Source organism: Kribbella shirazensis (assembly GCF_011761605.1).
Taxonomy (GTDB): Bacteria; Actinomycetota; Actinomycetes; order Propionibacteriales; family Kribbellaceae; genus Kribbella; species Kribbella shirazensis.
On sequence record NZ_JAASRO010000001.1, the window covers coordinates 4,267,265 to 4,281,471 of the forward strand.

General features: G+C 68.4%; 17 protein-coding genes. 10 read left to right on the top strand and 7 right to left on the bottom strand.

Going from position 1 to position 14,207, the window contains the following annotated elements; translation table 11 throughout:
- Positions 1-37: 37 nt before the first annotated feature.
- Entirely contained in the window at positions 38-1,045 is a 1,008-nt protein-coding gene (locus tag BJY22_RS20805) for a substrate-binding domain-containing protein (protein ID WP_167209233.1), read from the top strand.
- A gap of 13 nt (positions 1,046-1,058) precedes the next feature.
- Here the strand turns inward: BJY22_RS20805 and BJY22_RS20810 are convergent, their stop codons facing one another.
- Complete coding sequence (locus BJY22_RS20810) at positions 1,059-2,312, bottom strand: MFS transporter (RefSeq protein WP_167209235.1); 1,254 nt, start codon at positions 2,310-2,312, stop codon at positions 1,059-1,061.
- A 118-nt stretch (positions 2,313-2,430) separates the two neighbouring features.
- Here BJY22_RS20810 and BJY22_RS20815 point away from each other — a divergent pair, with 118 nt between their 5' ends.
- The 3 genes from BJY22_RS20815 to BJY22_RS42995 all read left to right on the top strand — a co-directional run bounded on the left by BJY22_RS20815 (position 2,431) and on the right by BJY22_RS42995 (position 6,258).
- Positions 2,431-2,970, top strand: coding sequence for a MerR family transcriptional regulator (locus BJY22_RS20815; protein ID WP_167209237.1), 540 nt, complete (start codon positions 2,431-2,433; stop codon positions 2,968-2,970).
- A gap of 281 nt (positions 2,971-3,251) precedes the next feature.
- The gene (locus tag BJY22_RS41110; RefSeq protein WP_202892663.1) at positions 3,252-3,731 is read left to right on the top strand and encodes a hypothetical protein; all 480 of its coding nucleotides are present in this window, start codon (positions 3,252-3,254) and stop codon (positions 3,729-3,731) included.
- 67 nt (positions 3,732-3,798) lie between these two features.
- Entirely contained in the window at positions 3,799-6,258 is a 2,460-nt protein-coding gene (locus BJY22_RS42995; RefSeq protein WP_167209239.1) for a glycoside hydrolase domain-containing protein, read from the top strand.
- 35 nt (positions 6,259-6,293) lie between these two features.
- On the opposite strand, the gene BJY22_RS20830 is transcribed toward BJY22_RS42995, so the two are convergent.
- The 3 genes from BJY22_RS20830 to BJY22_RS20840 are packed head-to-tail and all read right to left on the bottom strand — an operon-like array spanning position 6,294 to position 7,530.
- On the bottom strand, positions 6,294-6,692 hold the full coding sequence (locus BJY22_RS20830) for a VOC family protein (RefSeq protein WP_167209241.1): 399 nt from the start codon (positions 6,690-6,692) through the stop codon (positions 6,294-6,296).
- The gene (locus BJY22_RS20835; RefSeq protein ID WP_337758840.1) at positions 6,692-7,216 is read right to left on the bottom strand and encodes an SRPBCC domain-containing protein; all 525 of its coding nucleotides are present in this window, start codon (positions 7,214-7,216) and stop codon (positions 6,692-6,694) included. Before BJY22_RS20835 ends, BJY22_RS20830 begins: the two co-directional genes overlap by 1 nt.
- On the bottom strand, positions 7,213-7,530 hold the full coding sequence (locus BJY22_RS20840; protein ID WP_167209243.1) for an ArsR/SmtB family transcription factor: 318 nt from the start codon (positions 7,528-7,530) through the stop codon (positions 7,213-7,215). The genes BJY22_RS20835 and BJY22_RS20840 overlap by 4 nt, the downstream gene beginning before the upstream one ends.
- Before the next feature lie 182 nt (positions 7,531-7,712).
- Between BJY22_RS20840 and BJY22_RS20845 the strand changes: the two genes are divergently transcribed.
- The 4 genes from BJY22_RS20845 (at position 7,713) to BJY22_RS20860 (ending at position 10,322) form a co-directional block, all read left to right on the top strand.
- On the top strand, positions 7,713-8,393 hold the full coding sequence (locus BJY22_RS20845) for a GAF and ANTAR domain-containing protein (protein WP_167209245.1): 681 nt from the start codon (positions 7,713-7,715) through the stop codon (positions 8,391-8,393).
- Positions 8,394-8,513: 120 nt separating this feature from the next.
- Complete coding sequence (locus tag BJY22_RS20850; protein ID WP_167209247.1) at positions 8,514-9,455, top strand: acyl-CoA desaturase; 942 nt, start codon at positions 8,514-8,516, stop codon at positions 9,453-9,455.
- Between the two features lie 88 nt (positions 9,456-9,543).
- Positions 9,544-10,056, top strand: coding sequence for a DUF2231 domain-containing protein (locus tag BJY22_RS20855; RefSeq protein WP_167209249.1), 513 nt, complete (start codon positions 9,544-9,546; stop codon positions 10,054-10,056).
- A 20-nt stretch (positions 10,057-10,076) separates the two neighbouring features.
- Positions 10,077-10,322: a hypothetical protein gene (locus BJY22_RS20860; RefSeq protein WP_167209251.1), complete on the top strand. Its 246-nt coding sequence runs from the start codon at positions 10,077-10,079 to the stop codon at positions 10,320-10,322.
- On the opposite strand, the gene BJY22_RS20865 is transcribed toward BJY22_RS20860, so the two are convergent.
- Positions 10,319-10,888, bottom strand: a complete 570-nt coding sequence (locus BJY22_RS20865) for a TetR/AcrR family transcriptional regulator (RefSeq protein WP_167209253.1) — start codon at positions 10,886-10,888, stop codon at positions 10,319-10,321. The genes BJY22_RS20860 and BJY22_RS20865 overlap by 4 nt on opposite strands.
- Before the next feature lie 67 nt (positions 10,889-10,955).
- Between BJY22_RS20865 and BJY22_RS20870 the strand changes: the two genes are divergently transcribed.
- Positions 10,956-11,405 (top strand): pyridoxamine 5'-phosphate oxidase family protein, encoded by a 450-nt coding sequence (locus tag BJY22_RS20870; RefSeq protein WP_167209255.1) that lies wholly within the window; start codon positions 10,956-10,958, stop codon positions 11,403-11,405.
- A gap of 51 nt (positions 11,406-11,456) precedes the next feature.
- On the opposite strand, the gene BJY22_RS20875 is transcribed toward BJY22_RS20870, so the two are convergent.
- Positions 11,457-12,437 carry an alpha/beta fold hydrolase gene (locus BJY22_RS20875; RefSeq protein ID WP_238350415.1) on the bottom strand — a complete coding sequence of 327 codons (981 nt, stop codon included), beginning with the start codon at positions 12,435-12,437 and terminating at the stop codon, positions 11,457-11,459.
- 112 nt (positions 12,438-12,549) lie between these two features.
- Positions 12,550-13,467 carry a LysR family transcriptional regulator gene (locus BJY22_RS20880; RefSeq protein WP_167209259.1) on the bottom strand — a complete coding sequence of 306 codons (918 nt, stop codon included), beginning with the start codon at positions 13,465-13,467 and terminating at the stop codon, positions 12,550-12,552.
- Between the two features lie 74 nt (positions 13,468-13,541).
- Between BJY22_RS20880 and BJY22_RS20885 the strand changes: the two genes are divergently transcribed.
- Positions 13,542-14,144, top strand: a complete 603-nt coding sequence (locus BJY22_RS20885) for a dihydrofolate reductase family protein (protein WP_167209261.1) — start codon at positions 13,542-13,544, stop codon at positions 14,142-14,144.
- Positions 14,145-14,207 lie beyond the last annotated feature (63 nt).

Sequence of the window (14,207 nt, forward strand, 5' to 3'; positions counted from 1 at the left end):
TGTCAAGACTTCAACGTTCCCCGAAACGAGGTGCACAGTGGCCGCCACACTGCGTGAGGTCGCCGAGCGGGCCGGTGTCTCGGTCCGGACGGTGTCGAACGTCGTGAACGACTTCCCGCAGGTCGCGGCGGAGACCCGCGCCCGGGTGCAGCGCGCGCTCGACGAGCTCGGGTACCAGCCGAACGCCGTCGCCCGGACCCTGCGCAACGGCCGGTCCGGTCTGATCGCGCTGGTGCTGCCCGAGCTCGACGTACCGTATTTCGCCGAGCTGACCAGGGCCGTGATCGAGCAGGCGGCCGTCGCGGGCTACACGGTCGTGGTCGACCAGACCGACGGCGATCCGGTCCGCGAGCGCGAGCTGGTGATGCGCGGCAGCCGGGCGGCGATGTTCGACGGGCTGATCTTCAACCCGCTGGCGCTGGGCGGCGCCGACCTGCGCAACCGGCCGTCGTCCACGCCGGTGGTGCTGCTCGGCGAGCGCGTCGTCGAAGGCGGGCTCGACCACATCATGATCGACAACGTCGGCGCCGCCGAACTCGCCACCCGGCACCTGATCGAGCTCGGCCGGCAGCGGATCGCTGCGATCGGCGACCAGTTCGACGAGACCCGCCAGACCGGCCAGCTCCGGACGCAGGGCTACCGGGCCGCTCTGCAGTTGGCGGGCCGGGAGGTGATCCCGGAGCTCGTCCGCCCCACCGAGTTCTTCCACCGGGCCGACGGCGCCGCCGCGATGGCCGATCTGCTCGCGCTGCCAGACCCGCCCGATGCGGTCTTCTGTTACAACGACCTGCTCGCACTCGGCGCACTCCGCACCGTCCTCAGCCGCGGCCTGCGCGTGCCCGAGGACATCGCCCTGGTCGGATTCGACGACATCGAAGACGGCCGCTACAGCACCCCCAGCCTCACCACGATCAGCCCCGACAAGACGCAGATCGCGAAGAACGCCGTACGACTCCTCCTGAACCGCCTGGACGGCGACCGCTCCGCGCCTGCCGAACTTCCCGCCGACTACACCCTCGAGATCCGCGAAAGCACCATCGGCTGAGCGGGCTGATTGTTCAGTCGCGGACCGGGGTCGCGCGGCATCGGTGGGCGGCGAGCACTTCGCGGCGGCGTGCAGAGGGCGGGCAGAAGAAGACGGCGACGCCGACGACGGCCGCTGCCGTGAGCAAGGTGCGGGTGTGGCCGATCGCGTGGATGGCCGTTCCGCCGAGTGCTGGACCGGTGATGGTGCCGAGTGTCAGTGCGGTGTTGACGGCTGCGAGGCCGGCGGAGGGGCGTCGCGCGAAGACGCTTGCGCTCCAGATGCCTTGGCTCGCGACGACTGCGCTGTAGAAGGCCCCGAAAAGAACGGCGGCCAGCAGGACGAGTGCGAACCTGCTGGCGCCGAGAGCGATGAGCCCCAGCGCGGCTGCAAGGAGTGCGCACGCCGTGAGGTAGCTGTTCCGAAGGCCGATGCGATCGACGACCGAACCGCTCCACGAGGCGATGATCGCCGCCACGCCGCATACGGCGTAGGCGAGGCGGGCCTGGCCGCCGGAGAGTCCGGCAGTTCGGAGCGCCTCGACGCTGAACGTCCACCACACGGCACTTCCGGCACCGATCAGCACCGATGACAGCAGCAACGGCCGCGACTTCGGGCAGACGAACCACGTCCAGCTCAACTGCGGCACCCGAGGTCGTCCCTCGTGCCGTACCTTCGCGGGCGCCAGCGCGGTCGCGATGATGCCCGCAGCGACAGTGAGGACGACGAACGTCAGCCAGGCGAATCGCCAGCTGTCTCCGAACCCCACCGCGACCGGTCCCGCCACGGCGACGCCCCAGCCGGTGCCCGAGCTGATGGTCGACCACGCCAACGCGCGACGCGACGGCGGAGCCTCCTGATCGACGATGTCGGCGTACGGCGGAAGCGCGAAGCCCGCCGCCGCGCCGGCCACGACGACGCCGACCGCTGCGCCGGCCGGCGTCTGTGCTGTCGCGACGACCGCCATCCCAGCAGCCGCGAGACCTGCGGCGAGGCCGATCGGCCACCGCGGGCCGAGATGGACGGTCAGCCAGATGACGGCGATGTTGGTGACGAGGTACGACGCGTACGCGCCCGACGCGATAAGTCCCGCGGTGTGCGAGCTGATCCCGAGATCCGACTGCATCTCCGGTAGCAGGAGCCCGTACCCGTACCGCGCCAGACCGAAGGTGACCGCGATCAGCGCGACACCGGGCAGAGCCAACCGCAGGAGACGCCCAGCCTGCTCGGTCGCCGCCGGCGAGGTGTCACGAAGCACGAGATCCCCGGTGCCCCGAAGCCCGTCCACCAATCCGCCCGCCCAACTGTGGTGCGTGCAGGTTCGGGCGGGCATGATGTGGGCAGAGCGCGTGACCCCAGACCCGTGTCGTGGCTCGCAGGAGACTGACGGGCTGGGGAGGGCTGCGATGGTTGACGAACTGGTACGCGAGTATCGAGCTCGGTTGGCGGAGCTGCTCGGGGAACCGCTGATGGTCGACGATCCGCTGATCACGACCGCACAGGCCGCGGTGTTGCTCGGGGTTCCGCCGCTACGGGTCGCCGGGCTGATCCGCGCGGGGCACCTGCCCGCGCGATCGCGTGCGCACCGGAGGCTGTTGTTGTCCGATGTCGTCCAGTCCGGCCTCGACCGGTGGATGTCGGTGACCGAGGCCGGCGTCGTCCTCGGCGTCGGAGACAGCGGGGTACGGCGAATGATCACCGCGGGTCTGCTCAGGGCGCATGGCAAGCTGTTGCCGTTGCGCCGTACCGACGTGGAAGTCCTGGCTCAGCTGCGCGAGGGATGGCTGACGTTGTCGACCGCCGCGACCAAGCTCGGGGTCGATGCCTTGGAGGTCCATCAGATGCTGCGTACCGGCGTTCTGACCCACACCTGCGATGTCGCGCGGCCGGTGTACGGGTACGAACTTTCCCGCGTGCTCGCCGTCAGGTCCGGGAGAGTTGCCTGAGGTTCCGCAGGGGCGGCAGAGCGGGGGTGATGGTGGCGGCGCGTTACAGTCCGCCCGGCGGCCCCGGACGGTGCCTTCGGACCGATCGGGTCTTGTCGGCGACGCTCGAGGGGGTGAGCGCCGCGGCCCGGCGATGTTCGGTCGGCTGTCCAGGTTGGGGGTGCCGCCAGGTGGACACCTTCAACGGTATGCCCTACCGGACTGAGCCGTACCGGAATGGTCGAGGTTGGTCCGCTGAGCGGACAACGAGGAACCGGCAACGAGACCAGCAGGAGATCCCGATGACTACCGGACTTCCGGACACCGAACCGCAGACCGCCGCAGGCAAGGTCCTCTGGCACTTCACGATGTCGCTCGACGGATTCGTCGCCGGCCCGAATCACAGCATGGGCTGGACAACCCCGGCGGCTCGCCCGTCAACCTCCACCTCGTCAACGGCAACAAGCCCTCCGACGAGATCAACGTCCGCTGCCGCCCAGCGCGAACCGGCCGGCACGCGTAGCAGGAATTCAGGAGCCCGGGTGGGCTTCGGGGAAGAGGGCCAGTTCGGCGTGGTCGAGGGCTCGGCGCACGTCACGATCTGGAACGAGGCCGAGCACGAAGTCCTGGACGCGAGCGTGAAGGAGATCTATCCCGAGGGCATGCCCGACACCGACCTTGGCCGGCAACAAACAACGCAACTGGTTCACCAACCGCTGAACAGGCGCGGTTCTGCGCGGTTCTGCGGGCCTGCATGCAATTCCGAACGCCGAAGGTCTTGACGCCCACCTAGTCGGCCCTTAATTTCAGTCATGACCGTAAAACTGCCTTCGGCACCCGGGAGTGCTTGTGTACAAGCGCTTTGCTCTTGTTCTCGCTGCGGTGCTCGCCCTGATCGGAGTGGTCCCGGCACATGCGGCGAGTGACGACGTTCTGGCGGACTTCGAGACGCCGGACCTGATGGGGGTCACCCTCGCCGCGCCGGAAGTCGATCGGGCGGCCCAGAGTACGGCGTTCGCCACCCGAGGCAACGGTGCGCTGCGCTTCGACATCGCGGGCAGTACGACCTCGGGCAGCCGCGTGTTCCCACGGGTCTGGCTCGCGGATGGGACTGCCCTGACCGCGGCGGACTGGCGCGGGCGCAACTACCTTCAGGTGGGTGTTCTCAATGCGACGCCGGAGCCGACGACGCTGTACGTGGTTGTCCGTGACCAGGCCGGTCGCTACCACCAGAGCGCACTGGCAGCCGCACCGTTCGGCTATCGAATGTTCAGGATCGGCATCGCCGCCATCGCGGCGGCCGGTGTGGATCTGACGAAGTTGCAGCACCTTCAAGTGAGTGCTGCCCGCAGCCCGTCACCCCGGACGCTCTATGTCGACGACATCCGTCTTACCGACTCCTTGCCCGACGAAGCGGCCGAGCAGGACCGGCTGGCACCTCGGATCATCGCGGCGATGGGCCTCACCGACCTGGGCAACTCGGTGGCGGCCGCGCTCAGCGCGGTGGAGCGCCGCATGCCACAGAGTCCCGCGCCGCCGGATCGGGCGCTCCGCGCCACGGCATCGGCGCTGCGCCGCCAGCTCGACGTCTATGCCACGCAGATTCCCGCACTGGGCAAGGACGTGACCACCGCGCGGGCGATCCTTGCCGGTCTCGGGCTGATCCAGTGGCGGATCAAGCGGCTCGGCACTTCGGTCGACGCACGGCATGCCAGGCCATCCGCACCGGTGGGACTCGGTTTCGCCGACTCGATGGCGCTGGTGTACCCGAAGGACCTGCCGTGCCAGTGCACCTGGCGAGATGGCGAGATCCAGCTGGCTCGTGGTGAGTACGAGAACATCCAGCTCGTTGCCGCGCCGTACCAGGGCGGCCTCTCCGGTGCCGTCGCGAGGGTGACCTCGGTGCACGGCCCGGACTCTGGTTTGACGGTCTCGGTCCGCCCCGTCGCCTCGCTCTTCCTCGGTGCGCCCGTCGCACCACGCCCGGGCACGCCGACGCCGTACCGGCCGAGTCTGTACCAGGGCTGGACCCCGGACCCGATTCTCACGGACCGGTCCGCGGTCGACGTCGCGGGCGACGACTACCAGGCGTTCTGGGTCCAGGTCCACGCGCCCGCCGGCCTCCGAGCCGGGCAGTACACGGTCGACCTGGCCTTGTCCGCCGATGGCATCGCTCCGCAGCCGGCCCGTGTCAAGGTCACCGTCTGGGACGTCACGATCCCGGACCGGCCGGTGCTGCAGACCGCGATCGGCAACGACCCCAAGGCGTACGCCGAGCCGTACGGCGTCACCGACCCGGACGGCATCGCCCGGGTCAACGAGGCGAAGTGGCGGTTCCTGGCCGACTTCAAGATCCAGCCGGACAACATCTACCGCTCGATCTACACCGACGGGCCGCCGACGGTCGCGGAGCTCCGCGCCGTTCAGCAACGGTACGGCGGGCTGCGGCGATTCAACGTCTGGTACTTCGACCCACGCCTGTTCGATCTGCATCAGCCGGACACCTGGGACGCCAAGGCCGACGCGCTGTTCGACCTGATCCAGCCGGCCGTGGACTCCTACCGCGCCGCCGGGTTGGTCGATCACGCCTACCTGTACTGCTGCGACGAGACCCTTGCCGCGCACGCCGTACTCGTCAAGCACGTGCTGACCAGATTCAAGCAGCGGTTCCCCGACATCGAAGTACTGTCGACGTACATCGACGACCGGATGGGTGAGAGCAACGGACTGAGCCGGCTGATCGACTACTGGGTCCGGGACGTGCCGTGGCTCGCGCCGGACGTCATCGAGCGGCGGCGCGCGGCCGGTGACGAGTCGTGGTGGTATCTGCATGCCGGCAACGAGAACCCCGTACCCAACCTGTTCGTGGGCTACGACCCCGGTCAGCTGCGCACACTTCTCGGCCCGATGTCGTTCCAGGCCAAGGTCGACGGATTCCTCTACTACCGGGTCGACCGTTGGTACGGTCATTCGGTCCTGACCGACGGTCCGCTGTCCACCTGGGACCCTCGGACCTGGGGCAACGTTGCCGGTGACGGCTCACTGTTCTACCCAGGGCGGAACGGCCCGATGCCGTCGCAACGCATCCAGAACTTCCGTGACGGTATGGAGGACTACAACCTGATGGTCGAGCTACGTCGGGCCGTCGACCAGGCGCCCAGCGATGTCGACCCCGAGAAGCTGGCGCTCGCCCAGCGCGTCCTGACAGCGCGCGACGTGGTCACGAACCAGACCACCTACGTTCGCGACCCCGCCGCGTACCGACTGTGGCGCGCACAGGTTGGTGCCGTCATCAAACACCTGAGCTGACAACGCCGATCATCGACCGCACTCACCGCTCGAAGTCAGCTGTTGGTTCCTGCTGCTGCGGCGAGGTCATGGCCCGACCACGTTGACAGGCAGAACGGGTGGCCGGCCGGGTCGGCGTACACGAGGCAATGGTCGGAGTTGGGCTGGTAGGCGAGCAGCTTGGCGCCTGCGGCGAGGACGCGCGCTCCGCTCGCCTCGAGGTCGTCGACCAGGAAGTCGAGATGCAGCTGCATCGGTACGTCGTTCCCGGGCCACTGCGGCGGCCGGAAGTCGGCGACCTGTTGGAAGGCGATGAACCCGTTCGGGCCCGTGACTGCCGCCCAGTGCGACGTACCGCCGGCGACGCCGCCGGTGACCTCGGCGTAGAACTGTGCGAGTGCCAGGGCGTCGGGCGCGTTCACCGTGACGCTGTCCAGTCTGATGTGGTCGGACATCAGTCGACGATCGTGTTCTGGTAGACGGGCGAGAGCTCTGTCCAGCGGGCTTCCCAAGCAGGGGCCGGAGTCTGGGCAGACCAGCCGCCGACATGTGCTGGGCCGTCGCTCGCGAGCGACCGTCCGAGGTCCTCCAGGTGTACCTGCCAGCCGGCGCCGTAGGAGTGGAGCGACTCGACCGGCAGGCCGCGTTCCTCGACCACCAACTTGGTGCGCGTCCCGACCGGCGTGAGCCAGGCCTCGAGCTGGGACTCGTCGGCGGTGCCCGGTTCGGTGGTGAGGAGCAGATGGTGCGGGGCGTCGCAGACGTCGATCCTGGCCGGGCCGCTCCAGGTGCTCGTGAAGACGGCGTGGATCGTCCCGCCCTCGTGCAGGGCGCCGGACACCTCGGCGATCCAGCGCGACAGCCGCTCCGGCGTGGTGCACGCCGCCCACAGATCGTCGATGTCGGTGTCGTAGATGTCTTCGACGCGCACCGCGCCGCGGGTTGCGTCGAGGGCCCGCATCGTCCCGATGACCTTCACTGTCGCTCCTTCTTGCCGCGTGCGATCTCGGTGTGCAGCGCATCGAGCCGGTGGCGCCAGAGAGCGCGGTAGCCCTCGAGCCACTCGTCCACCTCGACGAGCGCTTCCGGGCGCAAGGTGTAGATCCTTCGCTGCGCGTCTTGCCGTACGTCGACCAGCCCGGCTTCCCGCAGTACCCGGAGGTGCCGGGACACGCCCGGCCTGGCAATCGGCAGCGCCTCGGCCAGCTCACCGGCGGTCGCCGGATGATCGCGCAGGATCTCCAGCACCGTCCGGCGACTCTGATCGGCCAGCGCCTGCAGAACCACGTCCATACGGCGAATGTACCTGGTCGGTTACGTAACTACAAGGGTACATACGTCGCCTCCCCGACTCGCTTGCTGAATGAACGCTGGTCGCGCACGATGGTTGGCAACGCAGGGCATGATGCCGCTTGGCGCAACGCTCCGTCGCCAGGGTGGCATCCACGAGGGATGACTTGTGTTCGGAGACGACTATGGTTCACGGGGATGTTGCCGGAGAATTCGCGCGGCTGGCGGTTGAACTCCACGAGGCGCCGTGCGTAGCAGACACGGCTGAGCGGGCGCTGTCTTTCGCTGTGTCGGCTGTGGGTTGCGACTACGCCGGCCTGGCGCTCACAGAACGTGGCGGTCTGACGGAGGTCGGTGCGTCCACCGATCCTGAGATCGACCGTTTGCGCCGCTGGGAGATCGAGGCAGGCGGAGGACCGCTGCGGGATTCGGTCGCGCACGGTAGCGCCGTACTGGTGCAGGACGTCAGCGCCGAGGGCGGCGCGAGCGACTGGAGTCAGCACGCGGTCGAGGCCGGCGTGGGGAGCGAGATGCATGTCCCGATGACCAGTCACGAACAGGTCGTGGGCGTGTTGTCCCTGTACAGCGCCAAGCCGCACGCGTTCAGCATCGACGACGAGGCGATCGCCCAGGTACTCGCGCAGCACGTGTCGGTCGCAGTGGCGACGGCCAGGCGCGACGAGACCATGGCGCAGGCGATCGACAGCCGCAAGCTGGTCGGTCAGGCGATGGGGATCCTGATGGAACGTTTCGACCTCGACTCCGACCAGGCGTTCGCCGTCCTCAGACGGTACTCACAAGACACGAACACCAAGCTCCGCGAAGTCGCCCAGCAACTCATCGACACCCGGGAGCTGCCCAGGTAACGCATGCGTGGCGGGCTGACGGGGCACCGTGTAGGCAGGCCGCCCGGGACGTGCATGGGCGGAAGACGGACGGCACCGGCGTACCGGCGAACCGCCGGTGGTTCAGAGGCGGAGTGGAATATGACACGAACAACCGATTCCACTGATTCGCCTCCCGGCGATTTCCAGCCGGTCGGGGGCAAGCTCGAGCGGGGCCTGATCTGGGTCTTCATCGTCCTACCCACGCTGGCGCTCCCGCTCAGCATCTTCTTCGCCTGGGGCGGGTGGATCGGCTGGCGCGACATCGTGCTCCTGGTCGTGTTCTACGTCATCACCACCACCGGTATCGGCGTGGGCTACCACAGGGGGTTCACGCATGGTTCGTTCAAGGCGAATCGTGCTCTGAAGATCGCTCTGGCCATCGCCGGCAGCATGGCCCTCGAGGGGCCGGTGATCCGCTGGGTCGCCGACCACCGCAAACACCACAAGTTCTCCGATCGTGAAGGCGATCCGCACTCTCCCTGGCGCTACGGAACCACCGCGTGGGCAGTGACCAAGGGATTCGTCTTCGCCCATGTCGGGTGGGTGCTGTGGGGGCAGGATCGCGCAGACCCGAAGCGGTACGCGCCGGACTTGCTGAAGGACCGCGACATGGTGGCGATCTCGCGGCACTTCCGCTCGCTGGTGGCCGTATCGCTCTTGGCGCCTGCCGTCATCGCAGGTCTGTGGGACAGGTCCTGGCACGGCGCCGCGACCGGGTTCTTCTGGGGCACGCTGGTCCGCGTCGCCGCGATGCACCACGTCACGTTCTCGATCAACTCGATCTGCCACGTCATCGGCGACAAGCCGTTCACGGCCCGCGATCGATCAGGCAACGTCTGGTGGCTCGCCATCCTCAGCCAGGGGGAGTCCTGGCACAACCTCCACCACGCCGATCCGACCTGTGCGCGCCACGGCGTACTCAAAGGACAGATCGACATCAACGCCTGGATCATCCGGCAGTTCGAGCGCCTCGGCTGGGTGTACGACGTCAGGTGGCCGGACCGCGAACGCCTCGAGAAGAAGCGCGCAGCCTCCGCCTGAGCCCGCTCGGGCGCAGGCGTGAACCGGCGTTCGGCGGGGTACTGGTTGCGCACCTGCAATGGCGCCGTACCGGACACTGGGAGTGACGATGAAGAGTCGCGCGCGGGCGATGGGGCACGCCATACATCCGATGCTGATCGTGTTCCCGCTGGGACTGCTCAGCACCGCGGTGGTCTTCGACATCCTGTACCTGGTCACTGACCGCGACGGGTTCGCGGTCGCGGGAGCCTACGCGATCGCCGCCGGCGTCATCGGCGGCCTGGTCGCCGCGTTGTTCGGGTTCATCGACTGGCTGGCCATCCCGGCCGGCACGCGCGCCAGGCGCGTCGGCCTGTTGCACGGTGCGGGCAATGTCGTGGTTGTGGCGCTCTTCGCCGTGAGTTGGCTGCTGCGGTACGGCCAGGGCGGGTGGGACCCGACGACAGGGGCACTGATCCTCAGCTTCGCCGGCTTCGCCCTGGCCGGTGTGACCGGCTGGCTCGGTGGCGAACTGGTCGAACGCCTCGGTATCGGCGTCGACGAGGGCGCGAACGCCGACGCACCGAGCTCCCTCTCGCACCGCCCGATCGACTCCAGCACACCCCGCCATCGGACGGCCTGACCATCGAGCGGGGGAGAGCCATGACCGAGGGCGCCGCGGCGGTCCCGGTTGCAGCGGAACGACTCGGGCCAGGTCAGTTCCTGCTCCACGTCGACTGCCTGCAGGCGGGTATGGCGTTCTCGGTCGAAGGCCGCACCTTCACACTCGTCTCCAAGCCGGTCGCACTGTCGGAGCTGAACTACCTGGTCACCGTCCACGAGACCGAAGGCCCAGACGTCGGGAGACAGCTCACCGTGCAGCTCCACCTCGGCCCGCGGCGCAGCTAGTCGGGCAGTGCCACGGTGGCGACGAGGTCGGCGGCTCGGGTGGTGAGGGCTCGGCGGTTGCGGGCTCCGGCGTTGAGTTGCAGTGCGACGCCGTCGAGTACCGACGTGATCAGCCGGGCGCGCATCCTGATCTCCTGCTCGTCGAGGCCGGGGGCGACGCGTCGGATCAGCGTGCCGAGGTCGCGGTAGAACGTCTCGTAGATCTCGTGGTTGAGTCGCCGGAACCGCTCGTGGTGATAGGCGAGCATCGTCATCGTGACGAAGATGGCGCCGCCGCCGGTGGTCCAGTGGCGGACGAGGGCCAGGGCCGCGTCCTTCAGGCCGTCGATCGTGGTGGCTCGCCGGATCGCCTGGACGTCGTGTTCGAACTCCGCGCGGATGACCTGTTCGAGCAGGTCGTCGCGGGTCGCGAAGTAGTACTGCAGGTTGCCCAGTTTCATCCCGGCCCGCGCCGCGATCCGCCGCAGGACGAACTGGTCGAGGCCTTCGTCGACCAGGAGCTCCCGCGCGACGGCCAGTACGTCGTCTCGGCGGGCCGCGCCGCGCCCGGTCAACGCGTTCGTCATCAGGTCAGCCTACCCCGTTTAGGTCACCGACCTATACTTGGTCACTGACCTAACCGAAGGGATCCAGATGTCTGAGCGTTTGAGCCGTGCGGAGCGTACGGCGTTCCTGTCCGACGTCCGTGTCGGCGTGCTGTCGGTGGCGTCGGACCGCCCGGACCGGGCGCCTGTCAGCGCGCCGGTCTGGTACCAGTACGACCCCGAGATCGGTGTCACCGTCATCATGAACGGGAAATCCCGCAAGGGTGCCGCGATCGAGGCGGCTCGGCGCTTCGTCCTCGTCGTCCAGTCCGAGGCGGTGCCGTACCGCTATGTCTCCGTGGAAGGACCGGTCACCGAGATCCGTCGCACCGACCCCGAGAAGGACCTGCTGCCGCTGGCGGTCCGGTACCTCGGCGAGGATCGCGGCCGGGCGTACCTGAAGGAGTGGGAGAACGCCGGAGCCGCCGAAACCGACCTGGTGTACGTCATGAAGCCCACGCACTGGAACACCGCCGACTTCACCAACGACCTCGCCTGAATCGGCGCGCGACCGCGGGCAGCTGGGCCCGCGGTCGCCCACCCGAACGGCTTACCCCGCGAAGAAGGTGCGAAGGTGCTGGGTGACGGCTTCGGGGCAGTCGAGTTGGGGGACGTGGCCGCAGCCGTCGAGGATCCGGGTCTGGTCATGGGGGAGCAGGTCGGCGAAGCGGTGGGCGCGGTCGACGGGTTGGACCGTGTCCTGCCGTCCCCACAGGACCAGCGTCGGGGTTGTGGTGGTGGGAAGGCCGCGTTCGGTCTCGGCCCAGTTCAGGCGGCGTTCCAGCAGGTAGGTGGCGCGGATGTTGTCGTGGAACGTCATCGGCGCCCACCACTCGTCGAGGAGCTGGTCGGTGAGGCGGTCCTTGTTGACCATCATGCCTTCGGCCAGGTTGCGCACGGTGGACTTGCCGGTGGACAGTTTGGTCGCCAGCTCGCCGACAGCGGGGATCTTCAGGGACTCCCACAGCAGCGTGCCGGGCAGGTCGAGGCCGGTCGCGTCGAGGAGGGCGAGCCGGGTGACGCGATCGGGGTGGCGTTGCGCGAAGGCCAAGGCCCACCCGCCGCTCCAGGAGTTGCCCGCCAGTGCGGTGCGCCGTACTCCGACGGCGTCCAGGAACAGGCCGACGGCGGTGGTCATGGCGTTCAGGTCGTACCGGAAGTCGCGGTCCTTGAGTTGGGTGTAGCCCTGGCCGGGGAGGTCGACCACGTAGACGGTGTGGTCGCGGGAGAGCGCGGCGAACTGGTCCCTCCAGCCGATCACCGAGGTGCCGCCGGGCGACAGCAGCACCACCGGTGAGCCGGATCCGCTCGTGATGTAGTGGAAGCGGGCGACCGGCGTGTCGACGTACCGGGAGCCGACGCTCGCAAGGTACGGCGAACGGTAAGCCCGCCCGTCTTCGGCCGGCTGCCAGCCGTAGGCCCCGAACAACAACACAGCCAGGAGCACCGCGACGATCCCCGACACCCAACGCAACCACCGCCGCCGACGGGCGGGCCGCTCGGTTTCGATCTGAGAGGTACCTGACACCATGATCGTCCTTTGTCCTGGGAGATTCGTCGCACCCCTGGACACGAAAGCCACCGGCCGACGTGACATCCGCGGCGGGTGAAGAGGTTCACAGTGAACCGTCGGCCGGGCCGGCTCAGGTGTGCTGCGCGGGCTGTGTCGCGACTACTTGTTCGACGGTGGCCACGAAGGTGTCGCGGGCGGGGTTGTCGTATCCCCTCAGCCATGCCAGCGCGGTCGACGAGGGTGGGAGGTCCCGGACCGGAACGATCGCGATGCCCGGGTGGCGGAAGTGCTCCGCGAACGGGGCCACGGTCGGATGAATCAGCCGTCCCTGGGCGATCAGCAGGAGTAGCTCAGAGATCTCGCTGACTTCGACGTCGGCGGGCACGATCGGACGGCCGGTGGGGGTGCGGCTCGGACAGTTGGCTTCTGCCAGTTCGGGTACGTCGGCCGGCTTCCGCACCGGATAGTCCGCGAAGTCCTCCACGGAGATGTCGCGACGACCGGCGAGTGGATGGTCGATGGCCACCATCACCACACGGTGATCGTTCTGTGAGAGCAGCGGGCCGACCACGATGTCGGGTTGGTCGAGAGGCAGGCGAGTCACCGTCAGGTCCACCTCGCGTCGGCGCAGCGGCCCGAGCCGGTCGGTCAGCGGGGTCGCGACGATGCGTACGGCGGCGCCTTCGTGTGTCTCTTCGAAGAGCGCGACTGCCTGGTTCAGCACGTGAGTCCCGGATGCGGCGTTGAGGACGCCCAGGCGGATCACGCCCGGACCGGCCGCCCGTGCCCGGGCGCGTGTGAGCGTGTTGTCCAAGCCGGTCACGACGGGTGCCAGCTCGTCGTGGAGGGCCTGTCCGGCCGCCGTCAGCGTGACCGCGCGGCTCGTGCGGTCGAACAAGCGTCGTCCGCCGAGCTTGCGTTCCAGGGCTTGCAGTGTCTGGCTGGCCCGCGACGTCGTGAGCCCGAGCCGTTCCGCGGTGCGGCCGAAGTGCAGTTCCTCGGCCAGCACGAGGAACAGGCGGAGTTCTCGCAGCTCGATGTCGGCCATCGTGAAGCCACGCTACACGATGGATGTCCCAAACCGACCTTGATGTCCGCAGCACAGTTGAGGAGTGTGTCTGCATGGGAACAGTGCAGGCGCAGGCGATCATGTCGCTCGACGGATACGTCGCCAAACAGGACAACACCATCGGCCGGTTGTTCGACTGGCTGCAGAACGGCGAGGTCGCGATCCCGACCCCCGCCGGCGATCTCACCGTCCACCTCACTCCGCCGAGCTCGGAGCACTGGCGGAGGTGGGTGTCGTCGGTGGGCGCGCTGGTCTGTGGCCGAACGCTGTTCGATGTCACCGAGGGCTGGCAAGGTCGGCACGGCCTGGACGTCCCCGTTGTGGTGGTGACACACCGGATCCCCACGGACTGGGTCGAAGCCCACCCCGACGCGCCGTTCTCCTTCGTGACCGACGGGGTGGAGGCCGCGATCGCACGGGCCCAGGAGCTCGCCGGTGACCGGGTCGTCGCCGTCACCGGGGGGACCATCGCCCGGCAATGCCTGGAACTGGGCTTGCTCGACGAAGTGGCCGTCGACCTGGTGCCGGTGGTGATGGGCGAGGGCAACCGGCCCTTCTTCGGCCAACTCTCCTCAGAAGACATCCTGCTCGGCAACCCGACGACCTGCGTCCAGGGCGATCGGGTGACCCACCTGGTGTTCCCGGTTGCACGGTGACTCGTGGGAGCGACATCAGGAATCGTCACGGCCGCAGCACCCGGCAACCGGGCTACGTCGTCG

Bases quoted from the DNA above. Each gene is read 5' to 3' on its own strand.
- BJY22_RS20855 (WP_167209249.1), top strand. From the start codon at position 9,544: ATGAAGAGTCGCGCGCGGGCGATGGGGCACGCCATACATCCGATGCTG.
- BJY22_RS20840 (WP_167209243.1), bottom strand. From the start codon at position 7,530: ATGGACGTGGTTCTGCAGGCGCTGGCCGATCAGAGTCGCCGGACGGTG.
- BJY22_RS20875 (WP_238350415.1), bottom strand. From the start codon at position 12,437: ATGGTGTCAGGTACCTCTCAGATCGAAACCGAGCGGCCCGCCCGTCGG.
- BJY22_RS20880 (WP_167209259.1), bottom strand. From the start codon at position 13,467: ATGGCCGACATCGAGCTGCGAGAACTCCGCCTGTTCCTCGTGCTGGCC.
- BJY22_RS20865 (WP_167209253.1), bottom strand. From the start codon at position 10,888: ATGACGAACGCGTTGACCGGGCGCGGCGCGGCCCGCCGAGACGACGTA.
- BJY22_RS20870 (WP_167209255.1), top strand. From the start codon at position 10,956: ATGTCTGAGCGTTTGAGCCGTGCGGAGCGTACGGCGTTCCTGTCCGAC.
- BJY22_RS20815 (WP_167209237.1), top strand. From the start codon at position 2,431: ATGGTTGACGAACTGGTACGCGAGTATCGAGCTCGGTTGGCGGAGCTG.
- BJY22_RS20885 (WP_167209261.1), top strand. From the start codon at position 13,542: ATGGGAACAGTGCAGGCGCAGGCGATCATGTCGCTCGACGGATACGTC.
- BJY22_RS20860 (WP_167209251.1), top strand. From the start codon at position 10,077: ATGACCGAGGGCGCCGCGGCGGTCCCGGTTGCAGCGGAACGACTCGGG.
- BJY22_RS41110 (WP_202892663.1), top strand. From the start codon at position 3,252: ATGACTACCGGACTTCCGGACACCGAACCGCAGACCGCCGCAGGCAAG.
- BJY22_RS20830 (WP_167209241.1), bottom strand. From the start codon at position 6,692: ATGTCCGACCACATCAGACTGGACAGCGTCACGGTGAACGCGCCCGAC.
- BJY22_RS20845 (WP_167209245.1), top strand. From the start codon at position 7,713: ATGGTTCACGGGGATGTTGCCGGAGAATTCGCGCGGCTGGCGGTTGAA.
- BJY22_RS20850 (WP_167209247.1), top strand. From the start codon at position 8,514: ATGACACGAACAACCGATTCCACTGATTCGCCTCCCGGCGATTTCCAG.